At 66.5% G+C, this 20,810-nt stretch carries 14 protein-coding genes; 5 read left to right on the top strand and 9 right to left on the bottom strand.

Translation table 11 applies throughout. The features are described 5' to 3' along the window. Window positions 1-42 precede the first annotated feature (42 nt). The 5 genes from ACFPAH_RS21615 to ACFPAH_RS21595 all read left to right on the top strand — a co-directional run bounded on the left by ACFPAH_RS21615 (window position 43) and on the right by ACFPAH_RS21595 (window position 4,956). A complete protein-coding gene (locus ACFPAH_RS21615; protein ID WP_379749484.1) occupies window positions 43-1,305 on the top strand; it encodes a M48 family metallopeptidase in 1,263 nt (420 codons plus the stop codon). Next, a complete protein-coding gene (locus tag ACFPAH_RS21610) occupies window positions 1,302-1,634 on the top strand; it encodes a 4a-hydroxytetrahydrobiopterin dehydratase (protein WP_379749481.1) in 333 nt (110 codons plus the stop codon). Before ACFPAH_RS21615 ends, ACFPAH_RS21610 begins: the two co-directional genes overlap by 4 nt. Further along, window positions 1,631-2,572: a ribosome small subunit-dependent GTPase A gene (rsgA, locus tag ACFPAH_RS21605; RefSeq protein ID WP_379749477.1), complete on the top strand. Its 942-nt coding sequence runs from the start codon at window positions 1,631-1,633 to the stop codon at window positions 2,570-2,572. The genes ACFPAH_RS21610 and rsgA overlap by 4 nt, the downstream gene beginning before the upstream one ends. 114 nt (window positions 2,573-2,686) lie before the next feature. Then, window positions 2,687-3,613 carry an ornithine carbamoyltransferase gene (gene argF, locus ACFPAH_RS21600; protein ID WP_379749474.1) on the top strand — a complete coding sequence of 309 codons (927 nt, stop codon included), beginning with the start codon at window positions 2,687-2,689 and terminating at the stop codon, window positions 3,611-3,613. Between the two features lie 110 nt (window positions 3,614-3,723). After that, window positions 3,724-4,956 carry an argininosuccinate synthase gene (locus tag ACFPAH_RS21595; protein ID WP_379749472.1) on the top strand — a complete coding sequence of 411 codons (1,233 nt, stop codon included), beginning with the start codon at window positions 3,724-3,726 and terminating at the stop codon, window positions 4,954-4,956. Between the two features lie 50 nt (window positions 4,957-5,006). On the opposite strand, the gene ACFPAH_RS21590 is transcribed toward ACFPAH_RS21595, so the two are convergent. The 9 genes from ACFPAH_RS21590 to ACFPAH_RS21550 form a co-directional block, all read right to left on the bottom strand. Continuing rightward, entirely contained in the window at window positions 5,007-5,582 is a 576-nt protein-coding gene (locus tag ACFPAH_RS21590) for an SCO family protein (RefSeq protein WP_379749469.1), read from the bottom strand. A gap of 33 nt (window positions 5,583-5,615) precedes the next feature. Next, the gene (locus ACFPAH_RS21585) at window positions 5,616-7,475 is read right to left on the bottom strand and encodes a multicopper oxidase family protein (RefSeq protein WP_379749467.1); all 1,860 of its coding nucleotides are present in this window, start codon (window positions 7,473-7,475) and stop codon (window positions 5,616-5,618) included. Between the two features lie 43 nt (window positions 7,476-7,518). Then, window positions 7,519-8,121, bottom strand: a complete 603-nt coding sequence (locus tag ACFPAH_RS21580) for an SCO family protein (RefSeq protein WP_379749465.1) — start codon at window positions 8,119-8,121, stop codon at window positions 7,519-7,521. Between the two features lie 32 nt (window positions 8,122-8,153). Further along, window positions 8,154-10,025 carry a multicopper oxidase family protein gene (locus ACFPAH_RS21575; RefSeq protein WP_379749463.1) on the bottom strand — a complete coding sequence of 624 codons (1,872 nt, stop codon included), beginning with the start codon at window positions 10,023-10,025 and terminating at the stop codon, window positions 8,154-8,156. Further along, window positions 10,022-10,309 carry a hypothetical protein gene (locus tag ACFPAH_RS21570; protein ID WP_379749461.1) on the bottom strand — a complete coding sequence of 96 codons (288 nt, stop codon included), beginning with the start codon at window positions 10,307-10,309 and terminating at the stop codon, window positions 10,022-10,024. The genes ACFPAH_RS21575 and ACFPAH_RS21570 overlap by 4 nt, the downstream gene beginning before the upstream one ends. 14 nt (window positions 10,310-10,323) lie before the next feature. After that, window positions 10,324-11,673 (bottom strand): HlyD family type I secretion periplasmic adaptor subunit, encoded by a 1,350-nt coding sequence (locus ACFPAH_RS21565; RefSeq protein WP_379749459.1) that lies wholly within the window; start codon window positions 11,671-11,673, stop codon window positions 10,324-10,326. Window positions 11,674-11,696: 23 nt separating this feature from the next. Next, window positions 11,697-13,391 (bottom strand): type I secretion system permease/ATPase, encoded by a 1,695-nt coding sequence (locus ACFPAH_RS21560; protein ID WP_379749457.1) that lies wholly within the window; start codon window positions 13,389-13,391, stop codon window positions 11,697-11,699. Between the two features lie 24 nt (window positions 13,392-13,415). Then, window positions 13,416-13,622 (bottom strand): hypothetical protein, encoded by a 207-nt coding sequence (locus ACFPAH_RS21555; RefSeq protein ID WP_379749455.1) that lies wholly within the window; start codon window positions 13,620-13,622, stop codon window positions 13,416-13,418. Window positions 13,623-13,736: 114 nt separating this feature from the next. Continuing rightward, window positions 13,737-20,150, bottom strand: coding sequence for a peroxidase family protein (locus tag ACFPAH_RS21550; protein WP_379749453.1), 6,414 nt, complete (start codon window positions 20,148-20,150; stop codon window positions 13,737-13,739). Window positions 20,151-20,810 lie beyond the last annotated feature (660 nt).

The following is a 20,810-nucleotide window of genomic DNA, read 5'->3' as shown; positions in this document are numbered from 1 at the left end:
TCTCTTTGCCTAATCAATCCTGCATTTTCTCACAGGCACTGAATGTCTTCACTCGCGTTTTCGGTTTTGTTCGTCGTTTTTTTCGTGCTCACGCTGGGCTTGCGCTTCTGGCTGGCCAACCGCCAGATCCGCCATGTGCTGCGCCACCGCGGCCGCGTGCCGCCTGAATTCGCCCACAAGGTGTCGCTCGAGACACACCAGCGCGCCGCCGATTACACGGTCGCGAAAACCCGCTTCGGCATCGCCGGCCTGCTGTGGGGCGGCCTGACGCTGGTCGGCTTCACGCTGCTGGGCGGCTTGCAGGCCCTGTCTTCCAGCCTGCTGGCGGCGGCGGGACCTGGAATGCTACATCAGATCCTGCTGGTGGCGGCGTTTGCCGTGCTCTCCGGTGTGCTCGACCTGCCCTTCGATTACTACCGCCAGTTCGTGCTGGAAGAACGCTTCGGCTTCAACAAGATGACGCGCAAGCTGTGGCTGATGGACCTGCTCAAGGGCGCCCTGATCGGCGCCGTGATCGGCCTGCCCCTGCTGTGGGTGGTGCTCACGCTGATGGAAAAAACCGGCCCGCTCTGGTGGTTCTGGGTCTGGTGCGTCTGGAGCGGCTTCCAGCTCTTGATGATGGTGCTCTATCCGACCGTGATCGCGCCCCTCTTCAACAAGTTCACCCCGCTCGCCGACGACAGCCTCAAAAGCCGCATCGAAGGGCTGATGTCACGGGTCGGTTTTGCTTCGAAAGGTTTATTCGTGATGGACGGCAGCCGCCGCAGCGCCCACGGCAACGCCTATTTCTCGGGCTTCGGCGCCGCCAAGCGCATCGTGTTCTTCGATACCCTGATCGAGCGCCTGTCGCCGCAGGAGATCGAGGCGGTGCTGGCGCACGAACTGGGCCACTTCAAGCTGCGCCACATCGTCAAGCGCATCGTCGTCATGTTCGCGCTGTCGCTGGCCTTCCTGGCCCTGCTCGGCTACCTGAAGGAGCAGAGCTGGTTCTATACGGGCCTCGGCGTGATGCCGACCCTGGTCGCTCCGAACGACGCCATGGCCCTGCTGCTGTTCATGCTGGTGCTGCCGATCTTTACGTTCGTCCTCGGCCCCCTGAACTCGATCACCTCGCGCAAGCACGAATTCGAGGCCGACGCCTTCGCCGCGAAACACAGCGACGCCAGCCAGCTGGTGTCGGCGCTGGTCAAGATGTACGAGGACAACGCCTCGACCCTGACGCCGGACCCGGTGCACTCGGCCTTCTACGATTCGCATCCGCCGGCCTCGGTGCGCATCGCCCACCTGAATGCGGCGGCGGCATGATGCTGCGTGAAGGGCATTGCGTGCACGGCGCGCCCGCGCTGGCCGCCGCGGAGCTGGCGCCGCTGCTGGCGCAGGTGCCGCAATGGCAGCTGGCCGGCAACCGGATCGAGCGCACCTACGCATTCAAGGACTATCACGAGACCATCGCCTTCGTGAATGCGCTGGCCGCGATGATCCACGAACAGGACCACCATCCCGAACTGACGGTGCGCTATCGCCACTGCAGCGTCGCCTACACCACCCATTCGGCGGGCAATACCGTCTCGCTGAACGATTTTGTCTGCGCTGCGAAAGCCGACGCACTCTACGAAGAACGGACGCACGCATGAGCAAGAAACATAGCGAAAAGCACGGCGAAAAGCACGGCGACAGCCTGACCGGCACCATCATCGCCGCCCACGGGCGCCACTACCTGGCCGACGCCGGCGGCGAAAAACTCCAGTGCGTCACGCGCGGCAAGAAGACCAACGTGGCCGTCGGCGACGTGGTGCACCTGGTGCGCACCTCGAACGACCAGGCCGTGATCGAAAAAATCGCCGAGCGCACCACCCTCCTCTACCGCTCGGACCAGTACAAATCGAAACTGCTGGCGGCGAACATCTCGCGCCTGTTCATCGTGGTCGCCACCGAGCCGGGCTTTGCCGACGACCTGGTCTCGCGCTCGCTCGTCGCCGCCGAGGCGGCCGGCATCGAGGCCCACCTGATCCTCAACAAGACCGACGTGGAAGCACTGCTGCCGCGCGCGCGCGAACGCGCCGGCGTCTACGCGGCGCTCGGCTATCCGGTGCACGAGGTGTCGGCGCGCGCCAACCCCGAGCATGCGCTGTCCACCCTGCGCCCGCTGCTGGCCGGGCAGTCGTCGATCTTCATCGGCCAGTCCGGCATGGGCAAGTCCTCGCTGATCAACCTCTTGGTGCCGGATGCCGACATCGCCGTGCGCGAAATCTCGGCCGCGCTCGACACCGGCAAGCACACGACGACGTTTACCCGCCTGTATTGGTTGCCGGGCGGGCCGCCGGACGGCGCGTCCATCATCGACTCGCCCGGCTTCCAGGAATTCGGCCTGTACCACCTGAGCGAAGGCATGCTCGAGCGCGCCTTCGTCGAGTTCAAGCCCTATCTTGGCGGTTGCAAGTACTACAACTGCCGCCACCTGGCCGAGCCGCAGTGCGCGGTGCTCACCGCCGTCGCCGAGGGCAAGATTGCGAAACACCGCCATGAACTGTACGGCCAGTTGCTGCACGAGTCGGCGCAGACCCTGTATTGACAGCTTCGCCGCGGGGCGGAAGGCTTCGCCGTCCACCCTGCACAACCCGCTTTCCCTAGCGTCAAGCGAAACCCCTTATAATCAGGGGGATAATCTATGGATACCGATACCGTTATGCCAGGCACCAAAGCGATCAAGCACTTCCTGCAGTTCTCCGACTTCTCCCTCGACGAATTCGAATACGTCATCGAGCGCGCGAAGGTCATCAAGCGCAAGTTCAAGGCCTACGAGGTCTACCACCCGCTGGTCGACCGCACGCTGGTGATGGTGTTCGAGAAGAGCTCGACCCGGACCCGCCTGTCATTTGAGGCCGGCATGCACCAGCTGGGCGGCGCGGCGATCTACCTGAACACGCGCGACAGCCAGCTCGGACGCGGCGAACCGGTCGAGGACGCCGGCCAGGTGATGAGCCGCATGTGCGACATCATCATGGTGCGCACTTTTGGGCAGGACATCATCGAGCGCTTCGCGGCCAATTCGCGCGTCCCGGTGATCAACGGCCTGACCAACGAACACCACCCCTGCCAGGTGCTGGCCGACATCTTCACCTTCTACGAGCACCGCGGCCCGATCGCGGGCAAGAAGGTGGCCTGGATCGGCGACGCCAACAACATGCTGTACTCCTGGCTGCAGGCGGCCGAAGTTTTCGGCTTCCACCTGAACATCTCGACGCCGAAGGGCTACGACCTCGACCCGTCGCTGGTCTCGACCCAGCGCTACACGCTGTTCGATAATCCATCGGACGCCTGCGAAGGCGCGCACCTGGTCAGCACCGACGTCTGGACCAGCATGGGCTACGAAAAGGAAAACGCGGAGCGCATGAAAGCCTTCGACGGCTTCATCGTCGACGCCGCCAAGATGGCGCGCGCCACCCCGGACGCGGTCTTCATGCACTGCCTGCCCGCCCACCGCGGCGAGGAAGTGTCGGCCGAGGTCATCGACGGCCCGCAGTCGGTCGTCTGGGACGAAGCCGAAAACCGCCTGCACGTGCAGAAGGCGCTGATCGAATACCTGCTGCTCGGTAAAATCGAAGACAAGTAAACTTTTTTTCACCCACCTTTGTTTGATCGTCGGTTGTCCTTCCTGTCCCGGCAGGCAGGGCACACCGGCTGACCACTTCAATCCCTCCTCCTCTCCACACTGGAATCTCCATGAGCGACATCAAAAAAGTAGTTCTCGCCTACTCGGGCGGCCTCGACACCTCCGTCATCCTGAAATGGCTGCAAGACCACTACGGCTGCGAAATCGTCACCTTCACGGCCGACCTCGGCCAGGGCGAAGAACTCGAGCCGGCGCGCGCCAAGGCCATCAAGTTCGGCATCAAGCCTGAAAACATCTATATCGACGACGTGCGCGAGGAATTCGTGCGCGACTTCGTGTTCCCGATGTTCCGCGCGAACACCGTCTACGAAGGCGAATACCTGCTGGGCACCTCGATCGCGCGTCCGCTGATCGCGAAACGCTTGATTGAAATTGCCAACGAGACCGGCGCCGATGCGGTGTCGCACGGCGCGACCGGCAAGGGCAACGACCAGGTGCGCTTCGAGCTGGGCGCGTATGCCCTGAAACCGGACGTCAAGATCATCGCCCCGTGGCGCGAGTGGGACCTGCTGTCGCGCGAGAAGCTGCTGAAGTACGCGGAAGACGCCGGCATCGAAATCGACATGAAGCACAAGAACGGCGGCGCGCCCTACTCGATGGACGCCAACCTGCTGCACATCAGCTTCGAGGGCCGCCACCTGGAGAACCCGAGCGCGGAAGCCGAGGAATCGATGTGGCGCTGGACGGTGTCGCCGGAGCAGGCACCGAACGAAGCCGAATACCTCGACATCGAATACGAAAAGGGCGACATCGTGGCCCTGAACGGCAAGCGCATGAGCCCTGCCGAAGTGCTGACGGAACTGAACCGCCTGGGCGGCAAGCACGGCATCGGCCGCCTCGACCTGGTCGAGAACCGCTACGTCGGCATGAAGTCGCGCGGCTGCTACGAAACCCCGGGCGGCACCATCATGCTGCGCGCCCACCGCGCGATCGAATCGATCACGCTCGACCGCGAAGTGGCGCACCTGAAGGACGACCTGATGCCGCGCTACGCCAGCCTGATCTATAACGGCTACTGGTGGGCACCGGAACGCGTCGCGCTGCAGACCCTGATCGACCACACCCAGGCCACCGTCAACGGCTGGGTGCGCGTCAAGCTGTACAAGGGCAACGTGATCGTCGTGTCGCGCGACTCGAAGACCGATTCGCTGTTCGACATGAACATCGCGACCTTCGACGAAGACGGCGGCGCCTACAACCAGGCCGACGCCGGCGGCTTCATCAAGCTCAATGCGCTGCGCATGCGCATCGCGGCCAAGGCACGCGCCAAGCGCGGGCAATAAACCGCTCCGTCAACGGAACGTGAAAAGCCGCCTTCGGGCGGCTTTTTCATTTACAGATACCCTGTGATCGAGGTCACGATCTGCGCCGTCGGCGCCTGCGCCGGCACCATCGACCAGCGGTCGCGCCCCTCGTGGCCGATGCGTACCATGCCGGTGTGCTGCTTGAGGTCGGCGTCGCTTTCCGGGTTCAGGTTGTAGAAACCGAGCGTCAGGCGCAGCAGCTCGACCTCGCGCGGTTCGCCGGTGAGGAAGGTCCAGCCGCCGCGCACGCCGTACTGGTCCATGTAGCGGCGCAGGTCGGCCGGCTTGTCGATGGCCGGCTGCAGGGTCAGCGAATACATGAACACGTCGCGCCCGATGCGGCTGCCCAGCGCTTGCTGCACCCGCAGCAGGCTGGCCGTGTTCGGCGGGCAGATGTTGGCGCAGTTCGCGTACATCATGTTCAGCACCACCAGCCGGTCCTTGACCAGGTCGGTGTAGAAATGGACGTCGCGCCCCTCGTGGGTCTGCAGCAGCACCTCCGGCAGGCGCGTCGGCCGGGGCCCGCGCCCGGCGCGCGCCTGTGCCAGCGGATTGACGAGGGGCGCAATGGCCGCCATCGCCAGGAAGGATCTGCGTGTATGCATGGTGGTTCCTCTCTCGACTCTCTTGGTGCCGCCCTATTCCACGACATCGAAGCGCACCATCATGTGGTGGTCTTCGTGCACGGTGTTATGGCAATGCATGATGTATTTGCCGACGAAATCGTCGAAGCAGATCAGGATGCGCAGGACTTCGCCCGGCCTGAGCTCGAACACGTCCTTGCGCCCGCGCTCGTGGGGCGGCGGCGCCAGGCCGTTGCGCGTCAGGATGCGCGCTTCCTCGAAGTGGATGTGCACCGGGTGGTGCCAGCTGCCCTTGCCTTTCAGTTCCCAGATCTCCTCGACCCCGCGCTTGACGATAGCGGCCGGTTTGTTGAGGTCGAACAGGCGGCTGTTGACCGTCCACTGGTCGTTCTCGCGGTCGAATTCCCACTTGCGGACCCGTACGTTCCTCGGGATCACGGGAGGCGGCAGCGGGCGCAGCACGTCCGGCACCCGGCTCGGGTCCGGCTGGTCCGGCTCGCGGTCGACGTCGAAGCGCAGGACCGGGGTGCCCGGATCGAGCAGCAGCCCGGTCGGGCCGCGCCCGTCCAGGTGCTCGAGACGGTTGACGAAATACAGCTTGCTGCCGAGCGGGAACTTCGAGAAGTCGACCACGATGTCGCCGCGCTCGGCCGTCGCCAGGCGCAGCCTGTCGGCCACCAGCGGCGCGGGCAGCAGGTTGCCGTCGTTGGCGATCAGCGTGAACGGCTGGTAGGCGCCTTCGTGCACCAGGAAGAACTGGTAGAAGCGCACCGACGAGCCGTTCAGGCAGCGGAAGCGGTACTTGCGCCGCGCCACCGAAAAATAGGGCTGGATCTTGCCGTTGACGAGGAATTTCTCGCCGACGATGCCTTCCGGGTCGAACTGGTTGAAGTACAGGTAGCCGCCCGCATCGAAGGAGCGGTCCTGGAACACGAGCGGGATGTCGTACTGGCCGACCCCGCTCGGCAGGCGCAGGGCGCCCGGCGCCGGATCGCGCTCGTCGCCGGTGTCGACGCCGTCGAACATCAGGTAGAAGCCGGCCAGGCCGCGGTAGACATTGGGCGACGTGAACTCCATACGGTGGTCGTGGTACCACAGCGTGCCGAGGGCCGCGGCCGGGTCGCCGTCGGAATCCGGAAAATCGGCAGTATTCGACAGCTTGTTCGGGTAGTGATGATCCTTGTAGCGGCCGGCACGGGTGAGCGTGGGGCCATACTTGTCCCGGCTGTAGTAGTCGCCGGGGAAACCGTCGCTTTCCGATGGCGTATGGCCGTTGTGCAGGTGGGTCGAAATCTCGGGCGATCCGAAGCCGCGGTGCTCGTCCGGCAAGTCGTTCTCGATGCGCACCAGGACCGGCTCGCCATACTTGACGACGAAGGTCGGGCCGGGCGTCACGCCGTCATAGCCCCAGATCTTCTGCTCGGGCAGGTGCGGGTGGAAGGAATGCTGTGCCTCCCTCACGCGCAGCCGGTAGAAGCTGCGCGGCGGGTAACGCTCCCAAGCCTGGTGCGGCAGGCGCCCCGCCTCGTCCTTGCCGGCCTCGCGCGTCGGCTCGGGGCTGAGCCCGCTTTCCGGTTTTTTGATTTCCGGAATCGGCAGCGGGACCAGGAAAGGCGGCGTGGCCGGCCCCCGGACGACCGTGCTCTTCATGAAGTCGAGGCGCACGTCGGCCGCCGGCAGGGCCGGCCTGCCCACCGGCGCCGCGGCGCGGGGCGCGGCCCCTGTTGCCGCCACCCCGGCCGGGGCCGGCGGCGCAGCGCCAGGCGCGGGCGCCAGCGTGTCGCGCGCCAGGTCGGCCTGGGCGGCCAGCGCAGCGACCCCGGCCGCCGTTCCCGCAATGCCGAACAGGCGCCGTCCCGGATTGCCGGGATCATCGTCCTTGTCGTTCTGTTTGTGCTCATCGGTCTGGTTCATCGCATGCTCCCGTCCGGAATCGAAAAAGCGGGCGCTTGCCGCCTCAATTCAGATAATTGACGATCGAGTTGACGATCTGGCGCGGCGTGGCCAGGGCCGGAATCATCGACCAGCGGTCGCGCGCATCGTGGCCGATGCGCAGCATGCCCGTATGCTGCTTGAGGTCGGCATCAGCGGCGGCGTCGAGCGTGTAGAAGCCGAGCCGGCGGCGCAGCAGTTCGACATGGGCCGGTTCGCCGGTCAGGAAAGTCCAGCCCGGCTTGACCGCGAACCTGTCCATGTACCGGCGCAGGTCGAGCGGGCGGTCGATCGCCGGCTGCAGGGTCAGCGAATACATGAACACGTCGCGTCCGAGATGGTCTTGCAGCGTTTCCTGCACGCGCAACAGGTTGGCCGTGTTCGGCGGGCACAGCCTGGTGCAGTTGGCGTACATCATGTTGACGACGATCAGCCGGCCCTGCGCCAGGTCGTCGTAGAAGCGGACGTGCCGGCCCTCGTGGGTTTCCAGCGCCACGTTGGGCAGGCGGCGGCCGTTGTCGGCCGGTAGCGGCGTCGCCGGCGGCATGCGCGTCTGCGCATGCCGGGCCAGCGGGTACAGCAGCGGTGTGGCGGCCGCGGCCGCCAGGAAGGCCCTGCGCGATTTCATGATGTTCCCCTCGTTCTCTCTAAAACCCTGGTTCAGGCCACGACATCGAAGCGCGCCATCATGTGGTGGTCTTCGTGGATCGTGTTATGACAATGCATGACGTACTTGCCGAGGAAGTCGCGGAAGCAGACCAGGATCCGCACCTCCTCGCCCGGGCTGAGGACGAACACATCCTTGCGCCCTGCCTCGTGCGGCGGCGGCGGCCGGCCGTTGCGCGAGAGGATGCGCATCTCCTCGAAGTGGATGTGCACCGGGTGGCTCCAACTGCCCTTGCCGCGCAGTGTCCAGATTTCCTCGACGCCGCGCTTGACCTGCGCGATCGGCCTGGTCTCGTCGAATAGCTGGTCGTTGACGGTCCACATGTTGTTCAGGCGGCCGAAGTCGAAGCGGCGCTCCGGGCGCGGCTTGCGCAGGTCGACCGGCGAGAGCGGCCGCAGCACGGCCGGCACCTGGCTGTGGTCGGGCGTTTCCGGGTCGCGGTCGACGTCGATGCGCATGATCTGGGTGCCGGGCTCGAGGATGCGGCCGGTCGGCCCGCGCCCGTCCAGGTGCTCGAGCTTGTTGACGATGTAGAGCTTGGCGCCGAGCGGGTATTTCGCGAAATCGATGATCAGGTCGCCCCGTTCGGCCACCCCCAGGCGCAGCTTGTTGGTCGCCACCGGGGCCGGCAGCAGGTTGCCGTCGTTGCCGATCTGGTGAAAGCCCTGGTTCACGCCCTGGTAGACGAGATAGAACTCGTAGAAACGCAGGGCCGAGCCGTTGAGCATGCGGAAGCGGTATTTGCGCCGCTCGACCGAAAAATACGGCTGGACCTTGCCGTTCACGCAGAACTTGTCGCCGACGATGCCTTCCGGGTCGAGCTGGTCGAAGAACAGGTAGCCGCCGGAATCGAAGCGGCGGTCCTGGAACACCAGCGGGATATCGTACCTGCCGACCCCGGACGGCAGGCAGAGCGCGCCCGGGCGCGCGTCGTACTCGTCGCTGGAATCGAGTTCGTCGAAGATCAGGTAGAAGCCGGCCAGCCCGCGGTAGACGTTCGGCGCGGTGAATTCCATGCGGTGGTCGTGGTACCAGAGCGTGCCGAGCGCGAGCTGGCGGTTGCCGCCGGTGTCCGGATAGGCGTCGACGTTGGAACAGACGTTCGGGTAGTGGTGGTCCTTGAATTTGCCGGGCCGCTCGAGCGTCGAGCCGCACTTGGTTTCGCTGTAGTAGTCACCGGGAAAACCGTCGCTCTCCGAAGGGGTGTGGCCGTTGTGCAGGTGGGTCGAGATCTCCGGCGTGCCGTAGCCCACGTGGTCCTTCGGCAGGGCGTTTTCGATGCGCACGAGGATCGGCTCGCCATACTTGACGACGAAGGTCGGGCCCGGCGTGATGCCGTCGTAGCCCCAGATCTTTTGCCTGGGCAGTTCCGGATGGAACTCGTGCTCCTTTTCCTCGACCTTGATGTAATAGAATTTTTTCGGCGGGAAACGGCCCCAGGCCTGGTGCGGCAGCCGCCCGGCCTCGTCCTCGTCCGGATACTCGCCCGGTTCGGGACTCAGGCCGCTGACCGGCTCCTTGATCGGCGGCATCGGCAGCGGCACGATGAAGGGCGTCGTGTAGGGCGCCTTGCCGACGTCCTCGATCTTGAAGTCGCCGCGGGCGGCGGTGGTGCCGGTGCCGAGCGTGGCGACGGCGCCGGCCGTGGTGACCGTGCCGGGCGTCGCGGCGGCGCCACCGGCGCCCGCCGGGCCGCCAGCCGGCTCCGCCGGGGACGCCGGCGCGGTGGCGCTCGAGCCGAGCCTGGTCCCGGCGGCCAGCACGGCGGCACCGGCCGCCGCCAGCGAAGCGCCTGCCAGGCGCCGTTTGTGCACATGGGTGCGGGCCGGGCGTGCGCCGCCTGTCCCGCCATCGTCGGTATTCATGGTGTACTCCGTTTCCATTGTTGCGGTGTCGATGGCTGCCCGATCCGGCCAGGCCGGACGGCAGTCGCGTTGAAGGGGCGGTAGCTGCCGCGCGCGGTCCGCAGGGGCGAGGCGCCGGCGGGCCCGGCCCCGGCGGCAAGGCGCGGCGCGGCCTGGCGCGCCGGGTCGTCCTGCGCCGCCAGCAGCGCGCTGCCGCCGGCCAGCATCAGCAGCGTGAAGATGGCGCGCCGGCGCAGGTCGGTACGGCGTTCCTGCGGGTCCATGCGCGTGTTCCGGATGTCCATGCCAAAGCCCGCAGCTACATCTGGCGCCCTGCCCTGCGGATCGTCTTCATGACCGGCTCGGCCAGGTATTGCAGCGGCGTCTGTTTGGCACCGTCGACATACACCTCGGCCGACATGCCGGCCTGCAGCCTGATGTCGCGCGCGGCCAGCAGCGATTGCTCGCTGGCGGCGACCAGCACGCTGAAATACGCCTGCCCGGTGGCCTTGTCGACCAGCCGGTCGGCCGAGATATACGTCACTTCTCCCTCGACCATCGGGGCGCTGCGGTACGTCAGGGCGGTGAACTTGATGCGCGCCTTCTGGCGCAGGTGGACGTGGTTGATTTCTTCCGGACGAATGTGCGCCTCGAGCATCAGGCGCGCGTCCGACGGTACGATCTCGGCGATCGTGTCGCCCGGACGCACGATCGCGCCCGGGGAACTGAACTTGAGGTCGATGATGTCGCCGCCGGCCGGCGCCACCACCACCTGGCGGCTGGCCGCGTCGTCGGTCTTGCGCATTTCCTGGTCGATGTCGGTCAGGCGCGCGACGCTCGCCTTGACCTCGTCGCTGGCGCTTTGCATGTAGGCGTTCTGCAGCGAACGGATGCGCAGGTCGATGTCGGCGATGCGCTGGCCGGCGCGCGCCAGTTCCGAGCGCCGCTCGTCGGCCTTGGCCGCGTAATCGGCCACGGCCGCCTCGATCTGGGACAGCTTGGCGCTCGAAATGAACTTGTCCTGGTGCAGGCCGCGGTTCAGCTCCAGGTCCTGGCGCTGCAGGGCCAGCGAGCGCTCGATGTTGCGGATCTGGGCGCGCAGCGCCTCGACTTCGCTGGCCACCTGGGCGCGCTGGGCACGCATCAGCGCCGCTTCGCTCTCGAGCGAATTGCGGCGGCTGGCGAACAGGCTCATTTCCTTGTCGACCGCCTGGCGCACCCGCTCGTCGCGCCGGGCCGCCGCCAGGATGTCGTCGGGCAGGCGCAGGCTGGCGGCGCGCAGCTGCTCGCTCTCGAGGCGCGCCAGGGTGGCCCGCTCGATCACGGCGCGGTAGGCCAGCCGGTTGCGGTCGGCGTCGACCCCGACGTCGCCCAGCCGCAGCACCGGCTGCCCGGCGCGCACGTGCTGGCCGTCGCGCACCAGCACTTCGCGCACGATGCCGCCCTCGAGGTGCTGGATCGGGCGCCGGTTCAGGTCGACCTTGACATAGGCCGGCGCCACCACCGCCATCGACAGCGGCGCCAGGCAGGTCCACAGCGCCAGCGGCACCATCGCCACGTAGAACACGCGCATGCCGAAGCGCGCCAGCCGGCGCCCCTGCTCGCGCGGCGGCATGGCGCCATCGACCAGTTCGTCGGCCGGTGCGCCGGCCGTCATTGCGTAGTTCATGGTATTCCCCTTCACCGTTCTGATCAGCGTGCCACGGCGGCGCCGGCGGTATCGACCACGGCCTGCGCCTGGCGCTGCATTTCCTTCATGACTACACCCGCGTCGCCGTAGCGCTTGGCGCGGCCCGCTTCGAGCACCAGGATCTTGGTCACGTGCGCGATCAGCGAGGGCCGGTGCGTGATGATGATCGTCGTCACGCCGTCGGCGCGCAGGCCGCTGACCGCCTGCGCCAGCGCGACCTCTCCGGCGCCGTCGAGGTTCGAGTTCGGCTCGTCGAGCACCACCAGGCGCGGGTTGCCGTACAGCGCGCGGGCCAGCGCGATGCGCTGGCGCTGGCCCGGCGACAGGCGCAGGCCGCCCTCGCCGACCGGCGTGTCGTAGCCCTGCGCGAACTCGTTGATCATCTCGTGGGCGTTGGCGCGCTGCGCGGCCCGGATCACGCGCTCGGAATCGACCGCCTCCAGGCGCGCGATGTTATCGGCCACCGTGCCGTCGAACAGCTCGACATCCTGGGGCACGTAGCCGATCCACTGGCCGAGCTGGGCGCGGTTCCAGTAGGCGACGTCGACGCCGTCGAGGCGCACGGTGCCCGTGCTCGGCGCCCACAGGCCGATCAGGAGCCGCGCCAGGGTCGACTTGCCGGCGGCGCTGGCGCCGATGATGGCCAGCGACTCGCCCGGGTCCAGGTTCAGGGCCAGGTTGTAGAGCACCGGCTTGCCCGAGCCGGGCGCGCGGAACGACAGGCTTTCCACCGCCAGCCGCCCGGCCGGGCAGGGCAATTCGACCTGCTGGGCGCCGTCCGGAAAATCCTGCGCCAGCGTCTGCAGGCGGCGGTAGGCGGCGCGGCCGTCGGCCAGCGCGCGCCAGCTGCCGACCAGCTGCTCGACCGGCTGCAGGGCGCGCCCCAGCAGCACGGTGGTGGCGATCATGATGCCGGCCGAGGCCTCCTGGCTGATCACCAGCCAGGCGCCCAGCGCCAGCAGCAGGATCTGGATCGCCTGGCGCAGGCAGCGCGTCAGGGCCGTGAAGACGACGCTGCTGCGGCTGGCGCTGGCCTGCATGGCCGCCACCTCGCCCTGCAGGGCGCGCCAGCGTCCCAGCAGCTTGCCGGTCATGCCCAGCGCCTGGAGGATTTCGGCATTGCGCAGCGAGCTTTCCACGTATTTCGAGGCGCGCCGGCCGTCCTGCTGCAAGCCTTCGATCGCGCCCTGGGTGATGCGGTGGTTGAGCCAGGCCACGGCCAGCATCAGCGCCACGGCCACCAGCGCGCCCAGGCCGAGCGCCGGGTGGAAGCCCCAGATCAGCGCCAGGAACAGCGGCGCCCAGGGCGCATCGAACAGCGCCGCAAGGGCATTCGACGAGAGCACGTTCTTGAGCGTGGCCAGGTCGCGCATGCCCTCCCCGACGCCGGCATTCGGCATGCGCGCCGCGCGCTCGACCAGGGTCTCGACCACCGGCCGCGCCAGGCGCTCGTCGACCATCGCCGCCATCACTCCCTGCATGCTCTGGCGCACGTAGTCGAGCAGCAGCATGATGAGCAGCGCCACCCCGGTGCCGACCAGCAGCACGACCAGGGTTTCGCGGCTGTTGGTGGTCAGCACCCGGTCGAATACCTGCAGCATGAACAATGCCGGCACCAGGTAGAGCAGGTTGACGCAAAAGGAAAACAGGCCCATATAGCCAAGCAGGGGCCGCAGCTCTCGCCAAATCGTATTCATGGTGTTCTCCCAAGCGGTGCTGGGCTAGATCCGGGACGCGCCGTTCTTCCTGCGGCCGCAGGTGCCGCGCGGCCGCGCGGCGCCGGGCGGGACGGGCAAGGACGGGAGCCGGAAGGCGGGCCGGAAGCCGGCCGGATGGACCAGGATCAGGTCGGTGCTGGCCGGATCGGTTTCGGCGAGTGCGGCATGTAGCCGCCGCGCGCCGCTTGGGTGCTTGCTGATGGACTTCATTTTCTTCTCCCAGTTTTGTTTCTTGTAATCGTTGTTGTCTTGTTGTCCGGACCGGGGCCGCCGCAGGGCACGGCCGCCGGTCCTGGCATTGCACGGTCTCTTCGGTTGCGGCGTTCAGACGGTCAGCAGTTCTCCCGGCGCGGCGATGGCGGCCGGCGCCGACGGCGCCTGCCCCTGCAGGATGAAGTCGTCGATCGTGATGTCGGCCGGGTTCCCCACCCCTTGCAGGACGAAGGAACCGAGGGTGCCGATCGTCACGCGCAGGTCGGCGCCGAGGTCGGTGAAGGTGACGCTCGAGCCGAAACTGGACGCCGTGATGCCCAGGCCCGAGATGTCGAGCAGGTCCTGGCCGCCCACCGGATCGAAGTCGAAGCCGCCGGCGATCGTGTCGGCGCCGAAGCCGGCCGTCCCGAACACGAAGACATCGTTGCCGGTCCCGCCTTCGAGCCGGTCGTTGCCGGCGCCCCCTTCGAGCCGGTCGTTGCCGGCGCCGCCGCGCAGCGTGTCGCTGCCGCTGTTGCCGCGCAGGTAGTTGTCGAGCGCGTTGCCGGTGAAGACGACCGCACTGGTGCTGGTCTGGATTGCGTTCTCGACCCAGTCGCCGAGGATGTGCGAGGTGGAGGTCGACATCACGGTGTCGATGCCGCCGAACTCCGTCTCGACCACCACGTCGCCCGAGGCATTCACGTAATACGTGTCGTTGCCGCTGCCGCCGATCAGCCGGTCGTTGCCGGTGCCGCCGTTCAGGCTGTCGTCGCCGTCGCCGCCCGTCATCGTGTTGTTCGAACTGTTGCCGACACCGGTGAAGTTGCCGGTGCCGGTGAACACGAGTTCTTCGACATTGCTGCCCAACACGTAGCTGTTGACCGAGACCCGCGCCACGTCGATGCCGGCGGTCGTGCCCGTGCCTTCGACGATGACGTCGCCCACGTTGTCGACCAGGTAGACGTCGTTGCCGGCGCCCCCGGTCAGGCGGTCGGCGCCGAGTCCGCCGTCGAGGGTGTCGTTGCCGGCGCCGCCAGTGATCGCATTCACGGCCGCGTTGCCGATGCCGACAAAGTTTCCGGTGCCGGTAAAGGTCAGGTTCTCGAGGTTCGCGCCGAGCTCGTAGCTGGCGAGCGTCGTGCGCACCGTATCGGTGCCCTCCCCCGCCAGCTCGATCACCTGGTCGAGCGCTTCGTCGACAACATAGGTGTCGTTGCCGCGCCCGCCCGCCATCCAGTCCACGCCCTCGCGCCCGTCCAGGGTGTCGGAACCGGAACCGCCCTGCAGCCGGTTGGCCAGCGCATTGCCGGTGCCGCTGAAGGTCGAGGTGCCGGTGTAGGTCAGGTTCTCGAGTTCGGCGCCCAGCACGTAGCTGATGCTGGTGCGCACGGTATCGATGCCTTCGTTGCCGAGCTCGGTAACGATGTCGCCGGCGGCGCCGACCACATAGGTATCGTCGCCGCTGCCGCCGCGCATGGTGTCGTTGCCGCTGCCGCCGTCGAGCAGGTCGTCGCCCAGGCCGCCCTCGAGCAGGTCGTCGCCGCCCTGTCCGCGCAGGGTGTCGTTGCCGTCGCCGCCGAACAGGCTGTCGTTGCCGCCGCTGCCGCCGTCGAGCGTGTCGTTGCCGGCGCCGCCAGTGATGCTGTTGTTGCCGGTGTTGCCGGTTCCGGCGAAGTTGCCGGTGCCGATGTACACCATGTCCTCGACATTCGCCGCCAGCGCCAGCGCGCCCAGCGTGGTGCGCACCGTATCGAGGCCCTGGGCCGCCAGCTCGGTCACGCGGTCGCCGGTCTCGCCGACGATATACGTATCGTTGCCGAGGCCCCCGATCAGGGTGTCGGACCCGAGCCCGCCGTCGAGCGTGTCGTTGCCGTTGCCGCCGGTGATGGTGTTGGCCAGCGCGTTGCCGGTGCCGGCGAAATCGCCGCTGCCCGCGTAGGTCAGGTTTTCCAGGTTGTCGGCCAGCGTGCGTGCCGCCAGCGTGGTCTGCACCGTATCGGTACCGGCGCCGGCCGCCTCGATCACGATATCGCCGAGGTTGTCGACGACATAGGTGTCGTTGCCGGTGCCGCCGTCGAGCACGTCCGCGCCGAGGCCGCCGTTGAGCAGGTCGTTGCCGGCCAGCCCGATCAGCTCGTCGTCCCAGGGGGTGCCGTTCAGGGTGTCGGCGAGGGAAGTGCCGACTACCTGGTCGCCGACCGGCTGGGTCGCCGCCGACGGGATCGCGCGGCTGGCGCCGCCGGCGTCGCGGAAGCTGGCCATCACGCGCAGCTGCTGGCCGACCTGGGCCTGCTGCGGGATGAAGACGGCGCCGGTGGCGCCGGCGATGTTCACGAAGACGCCGTTGACCAGGGCCTGCCACTGGTAGCTGATGGCCGATTCCGGCACGTTCGCGAACGCGGCCACCGTGCCGGGCGTGGCGGTGAGCGCGTGGCGCTCGGTCGGCGTCAGGTCGTCGATGCTCGGCTCCCCGGTCAGGTTGACGATGTCGTCGACGAACACCAGCTCCTCGATGTTGCGGAGGGTGTCGGTGCCGTCGACGCCGGTGCCGCGCGCATGGGCCACGGTCCAGGTGTTGTCGGCGTTGCGCGTGATGTCATAGTTGGCGCGCAGGTCGGAATAGATGGCCTGGTCGATCTCGGCGGCCTTGGTGGTCGACTGCAGGATTTCGCGCACGATGCGCAGCTGGCCCGGGTTGATGGCGCCCGAGAGCATGTCGTCGCGCAGTTCGGCAATGCTGTCGACCGAGCGGATCTCCACGGTCGGATCGGTTTTCGACATCACGGCCACGCGCACGTTGAGCCAGGCGTCGCCGTCGATCAGGTCGTTGCCGTTCTTGCCGGTGATCTTGTCGCTGCCGGCGCCGCCGATCAGGATGTCGGCGCCGGTCCGGGGATCGAACACGATCGCCTCCGGGTTGTCGACGGCCGGCTTGCCCAGCAGCTCCTGGAAGCCGCGGATCAGGGCCACGTTCTTTTGCAGCAGGCCGCTGCCGTCGGGCGGCAGCAGGATGCCGCCCTCGCCTCCCGGTGCGCCTGTGGGGCGGATGGTGCCGACCAGGACGTCGTCGAACTTCCAGCCGGACAGGGCCTCGACCGAATCGAAGCGGTCGCGCAGGATGAACTGGGTCTGCTGGCCGAACAGCGGGATGCCGAGGTCGGAATTGGCAGCCACCGGGTCGCCCTTGTGGATGGCCCAGTCGAAGCCGAGCATGCCGTTGTTGCGCTGGATGCCGGCGCCCTGCACCATGATGTCGTCGCCCGATTCGCCGTCGTAGTCGGTGTCGTTGCCCTGTCCGTTGAGGACGTCGTGGCCGATGATGGTGCTGTTGAAGAACAGTTGCGAGTTTTCGCCCGACAGGCTGTCGAAGCCCTCGCCGCCCTCGATCCAGTCGTCGCCTTCGTTGCCCAGCAGGGCGTCCGAACCGTTTCCGCCGAGGATGAAGTCGTCGCCTTCGCCGGCGAACACCTCGGTGAAGTCGGGGCCGACGATGAAGAAGTCCTGGCCGGCGCCGCCGAACACGATGTCGTTGCCGGCGCCATTGCTGATGACGTCGTTGCCGTTGTCGCCGCGCAGGAAGTCGGCGGCCCCGGCCGGGGTGCCGTGGTCGGTGATGATGTCGTCGCCGTCGCCGCCATGCACCTGGTCGGCTTCGTCGCCGCCGTCGAGTCGGTCGTCGCCGGCGTCGCCCCACAGGGTGTCCATGCCGCGCCCGCCCTTGATGATGTCGTTGCCGGGCGTGCCGCCGAGCACCACGTGATCGGGACCGTCATAGGCATAGATCAGCTCGCCGCCGTCCTTGTGCCCGTCGCCGTCGACGTCCGCTCCCGGCGCCTTGCGCGTCACCAGCGAGGTGAAGGCGTTGAGGATCGGGTTGGCGCGTCCGGGGTCGCCGTTCATCAGGCCGTTGCTGCCGGCGATGCCGGTGCGCTGGTCGGCCTTGTTCATCTCGAGGATATAGCTCGGCGTGGCGAACATCAGGCCCGGCAGGTGGCTGGTGTTCATGGCGTCGCCGAGGTCGCTGTTGCGCATCGCCATGGCCGAGAACAGGTTGCCTTCCAGTTCGTTGAGCAGGTTCAGGCCCTGGGTCCGGCTCAGGTAGTAGAAGCGGTCGCCGTTCTGCAGCATTTCGAGCTGTTGTTCGAACACGAAGTTGAAGGTTGGCGCCAGCATGCCGCCGAACTCGAGCTTCGCTTCGGCCAGGCCGCCGATCCAGAAGTCGACCTTGTTCAGGCCGCTGTTGGCGGCGGTCCAGGCGCCGGTGCTGTTCAGGAAAGCGAGGCGGTCGCTCGGCGCGACTTCGTTCGGGCCGCTCGGCGGGGGCGCCGTCTCGCCTTCGGCGGGAGGTGCCGGGAAGTCGATCTTGCCGTTCTTGTTCAGGTCGAGGTCGCCCATCACCAGCAGGGTCGCGGCCGCGCGCTTGGCCTCGAGCGTGGTCGCCGAGGTGATGGTCGGGTGCAGGCCGTAGGCGGCGATGAAGTTGATGATCGAGGCCGGGTTCTTCATGTGCGGCGCGAAATCGGCCCAGCTCGTGTAGGGCTTGAGCTGGGCGTCGCCGGTCATCTTGAAGAAGGCCGCGCGCGCTTCGTTGAAGCTGGGCGCGCCGGTATCGCGCGCCCGCGCGATGTTGAGCGTGGCCAGGTCGAGCGGCAGGCCGACCAGGTTATTGCGCAGGGCATCGGTGACGAATTCGTCGATCTCGTTGCCGACCTGGCGCGTCATGCCGCGCACGATCTCGCCGACCGCATCGTGGGCATTGAGCGCGCCGTCCTTGTCGAAGGCGACCGGGTTGAGGAAGGCTTCGATCAGGCCGATGTCGTCCGACTGCATGTCGCCGTCGATGCGCGCCACGCTTTCGTTGAGCATCGAGTGGCCGAAGCGGTACACGACGTTGGCGAATTCCTCCATGATAGCCGGATCGATGTCGGCCGAGTTCGAGAACACGAAGGGATCGATGCTCGGCTGCACGGCGCGCGCGAATTCCTCGAACACCATGTGCTGGTACTGCATCTCGTTGACGAAACGCCCGGCCTGGAACAGGCGCTCGCCGTCCCATTGCAGGGTCGACGGGTCGGCCGGCAGCGCGCTGATGTCGACCCGCAGCCACTCGTTGATGAAGGCCAGGTCGCCGCTGGCGAGGATGGTGTCCTTGTACTGCTCGACCAGGCGGTTGTGCTCGCTGTGGAAGATCTGGTGGATCGCGGTCAGGCCGATGTTTTCGTTGCCGCGGCCGTCGCCGGTGACGAAGTGACGGTCGAGCAGCTCGTTGTCGTATTTGCCGACGGCGACCGGACCGCCGGCAACGTTGTCGTCGTCGGCCTCCAGCGGCACGCCCGGGGTGCTCGGATTGTGGTCGTGGTCGTAGGTCCCGGGCACCGCATTGTGGGCGATGTCGTCGAGGAAGGCGTGGCCGGTGCGCATGGTGTCGGCGGGCAGCGCCACTCCTTTCCCCCCGTTCGCGCTCGGATCGCCTTCGACCAGCCCGTGATCCTTGGTGACGATCTGCACGAAGCCGTTTGGTCCGCGGATGAATTCGCCGTAGCGGTCGGTCGCCAGCAGCGGCACATTGAAGATGTCGGTGTCGGTCAGCTGGATGCCCAGCAGCTTGGCGGCCTGCTCCTTCACCTCGCCCCAGTTGCCGGTGCCGTGCGCGCCGTCGAGCAGGCGGCCGGTGGCGAGCGGCTTGCCGTCGACCATGGCGTAGTCGCGCAGGAACACCTGGTGCGAGGGATGCGAGGTGTAGGTCTGGTTCTGGTCGATGAAGGGGGTGGTGGTATTGACGTGGCCGCGCGGGTCGTCGTCGGCGGTGCCCATCTTGCCGTCGGGGCCGGGGCCGGCGGTATTCGTGGCGCGGGTAAGCACCATGAAGTTGGTCGGGCTGCCTTCGACATACAGCGGGTCGTCCGGCTGCAGGGGCACGAACACGGTGCCGCCGCCCTTGCCGATCAGGTCGAGGCCGTGGTCGAAGAACTGGCCGAACAGCGCCATCATGCCGTTGAACGGCGGCGACAGGCCGATGTCGGGCGACTGGTTCGGGATCAGGAGCGTGCCGTCGGGCGATTTCTGGACGACGTCCAGGCCCGGATAGGTGGCGATGTCGGCGCGGTCCTGGGCGGCGATCACGGCCGCCGGATTGCGCTCGGTCTGGTCGACGATCAGGTTCGAGATGATGCGCGGCTGCGAGTCGAACACCATGTTGCCTGCATAGGTCTGCTTGTAGCTGGAACTGCCGACCGCGGGGCTGCCGGGTCCGAAGAAATTGGCCTGGATGCCTTCGGCGTCATGCCAGACGCCGGCGATCAGGCGCGGCATGACATTGTCCGCCGCCCCCATCCGCTCCATGCCCGGCAACAAGCTGTTCCAGGTGCCGTCGACGGTGCGCAGTCCGTAGGGCAGCAGCGGGCTGCCGACGTCGGCGCGCAGCTTGGCGCCGTCGATCGAGCCGTCCGCCTTGGTGCTGTTTTCGGCAATCTTGATCTGGTTCAGGATGAACAACAGGTCATCCAGATTGACGTTAAAGTTGTACTGCGGGTTCTGGGCCATGACTGATTCCCCTTGGATAGTTTTGGATGACCATATTCATTTAATCGACTCCGGTCCCGCGGCGCCGAGCGACCGTTTTTACTAATTCCGACCCAGCTCCGGATCGAACGGGCAAAGCAATGCCCGTCACGTCCGGCTATCCATGCAAAACCAGCCAGGATAGGCAGAGTAACCATTAGTGTCAGCGGTGTATTTACTAAGCTAGCACGAAAATTTTACGCAAAATGCATAAATTTTTCGATGTGGAAAAAACAACACATCAGCTTGTTTAGCGTTCCATGAATTATTTCTATCGCCCCGCAACCATGCATAGCGGGTAAGACAATACCTACACAGGCGTCGGAATGCGGCAGCCGCCGCCTCTTCATAGGAAGCCGACTACGCCCCGCATTTCAGAAAATTTCGTCGGGAAACTTTGTAGGCCTCGCCTACTCTTGAATCGCGCCCCTTATTGACCGGCCGGTTCAATTTCATGCGTTGCGCATTACACGAATCGCGGTGCACAATATTTTTGCATTCACAAATCCGTCATTTTAAAAGACGGCCAATCGCAGTGGCGTTTCTTATCTTCAATAACTGTTAATTACAAAAATAAGCGCCGCCGTATGCGGCATAAGTTGAATAAAAGAAAATCAAAATGAACTGGGGAAAATAATATGT

The sequence above is a fragment of the Massilia sp. GCM10023247 genome, from assembly GCF_042653325.1.
Classification (GTDB): domain Bacteria; phylum Pseudomonadota; class Gammaproteobacteria; order Burkholderiales; family Burkholderiaceae_D; genus Telluria.
The sequence above is the reverse complement of the archived record's forward strand: the minus strand, read 5'-3'. Positions and strand labels throughout refer to the sequence as shown.

Bases quoted from the DNA above. Each gene is read 5' to 3' on its own strand.
- ACFPAH_RS21615 (WP_379749484.1), top strand. From the start codon at position 43: ATGTCTTCACTCGCGTTTTCGGTTTTGTTCGTCGTTTTTTTCGTGCTC.
- ACFPAH_RS21610 (WP_379749481.1), top strand. From the start codon at position 1,302: ATGATGCTGCGTGAAGGGCATTGCGTGCACGGCGCGCCCGCGCTGGCC.
- rsgA (WP_379749477.1), top strand. From the start codon at position 1,631: ATGAGCAAGAAACATAGCGAAAAGCACGGCGAAAAGCACGGCGACAGC.
- argF (WP_379749474.1), top strand. From the start codon at position 2,687: ATGCCAGGCACCAAAGCGATCAAGCACTTCCTGCAGTTCTCCGACTTC.
- ACFPAH_RS21595 (WP_379749472.1), top strand. From the start codon at position 3,724: ATGAGCGACATCAAAAAAGTAGTTCTCGCCTACTCGGGCGGCCTCGAC.
- ACFPAH_RS21590 (WP_379749469.1), bottom strand. From the start codon at position 5,582: ATGCATACACGCAGATCCTTCCTGGCGATGGCGGCCATTGCGCCCCTC.
- ACFPAH_RS21585 (WP_379749467.1), bottom strand. From the start codon at position 7,475: ATGAACCAGACCGATGAGCACAAACAGAACGACAAGGACGATGATCCC.
- ACFPAH_RS21580 (WP_379749465.1), bottom strand. From the start codon at position 8,121: ATGAAATCGCGCAGGGCCTTCCTGGCGGCCGCGGCCGCCACACCGCTG.
- ACFPAH_RS21575 (WP_379749463.1), bottom strand. From the start codon at position 10,025: ATGAATACCGACGATGGCGGGACAGGCGGCGCACGCCCGGCCCGCACC.
- ACFPAH_RS21570 (WP_379749461.1), bottom strand. From the start codon at position 10,309: ATGGACATCCGGAACACGCGCATGGACCCGCAGGAACGCCGTACCGAC.
- ACFPAH_RS21565 (WP_379749459.1), bottom strand. From the start codon at position 11,673: ATGAACTACGCAATGACGGCCGGCGCACCGGCCGACGAACTGGTCGAT.
- ACFPAH_RS21560 (WP_379749457.1), bottom strand. From the start codon at position 13,391: ATGAATACGATTTGGCGAGAGCTGCGGCCCCTGCTTGGCTATATGGGC.
- ACFPAH_RS21555 (WP_379749455.1), bottom strand. From the start codon at position 13,622: ATGAAGTCCATCAGCAAGCACCCAAGCGGCGCGCGGCGGCTACATGCC.
- ACFPAH_RS21550 (WP_379749453.1), bottom strand. From the start codon at position 20,150: ATGGCCCAGAACCCGCAGTACAACTTTAACGTCAATCTGGATGACCTG.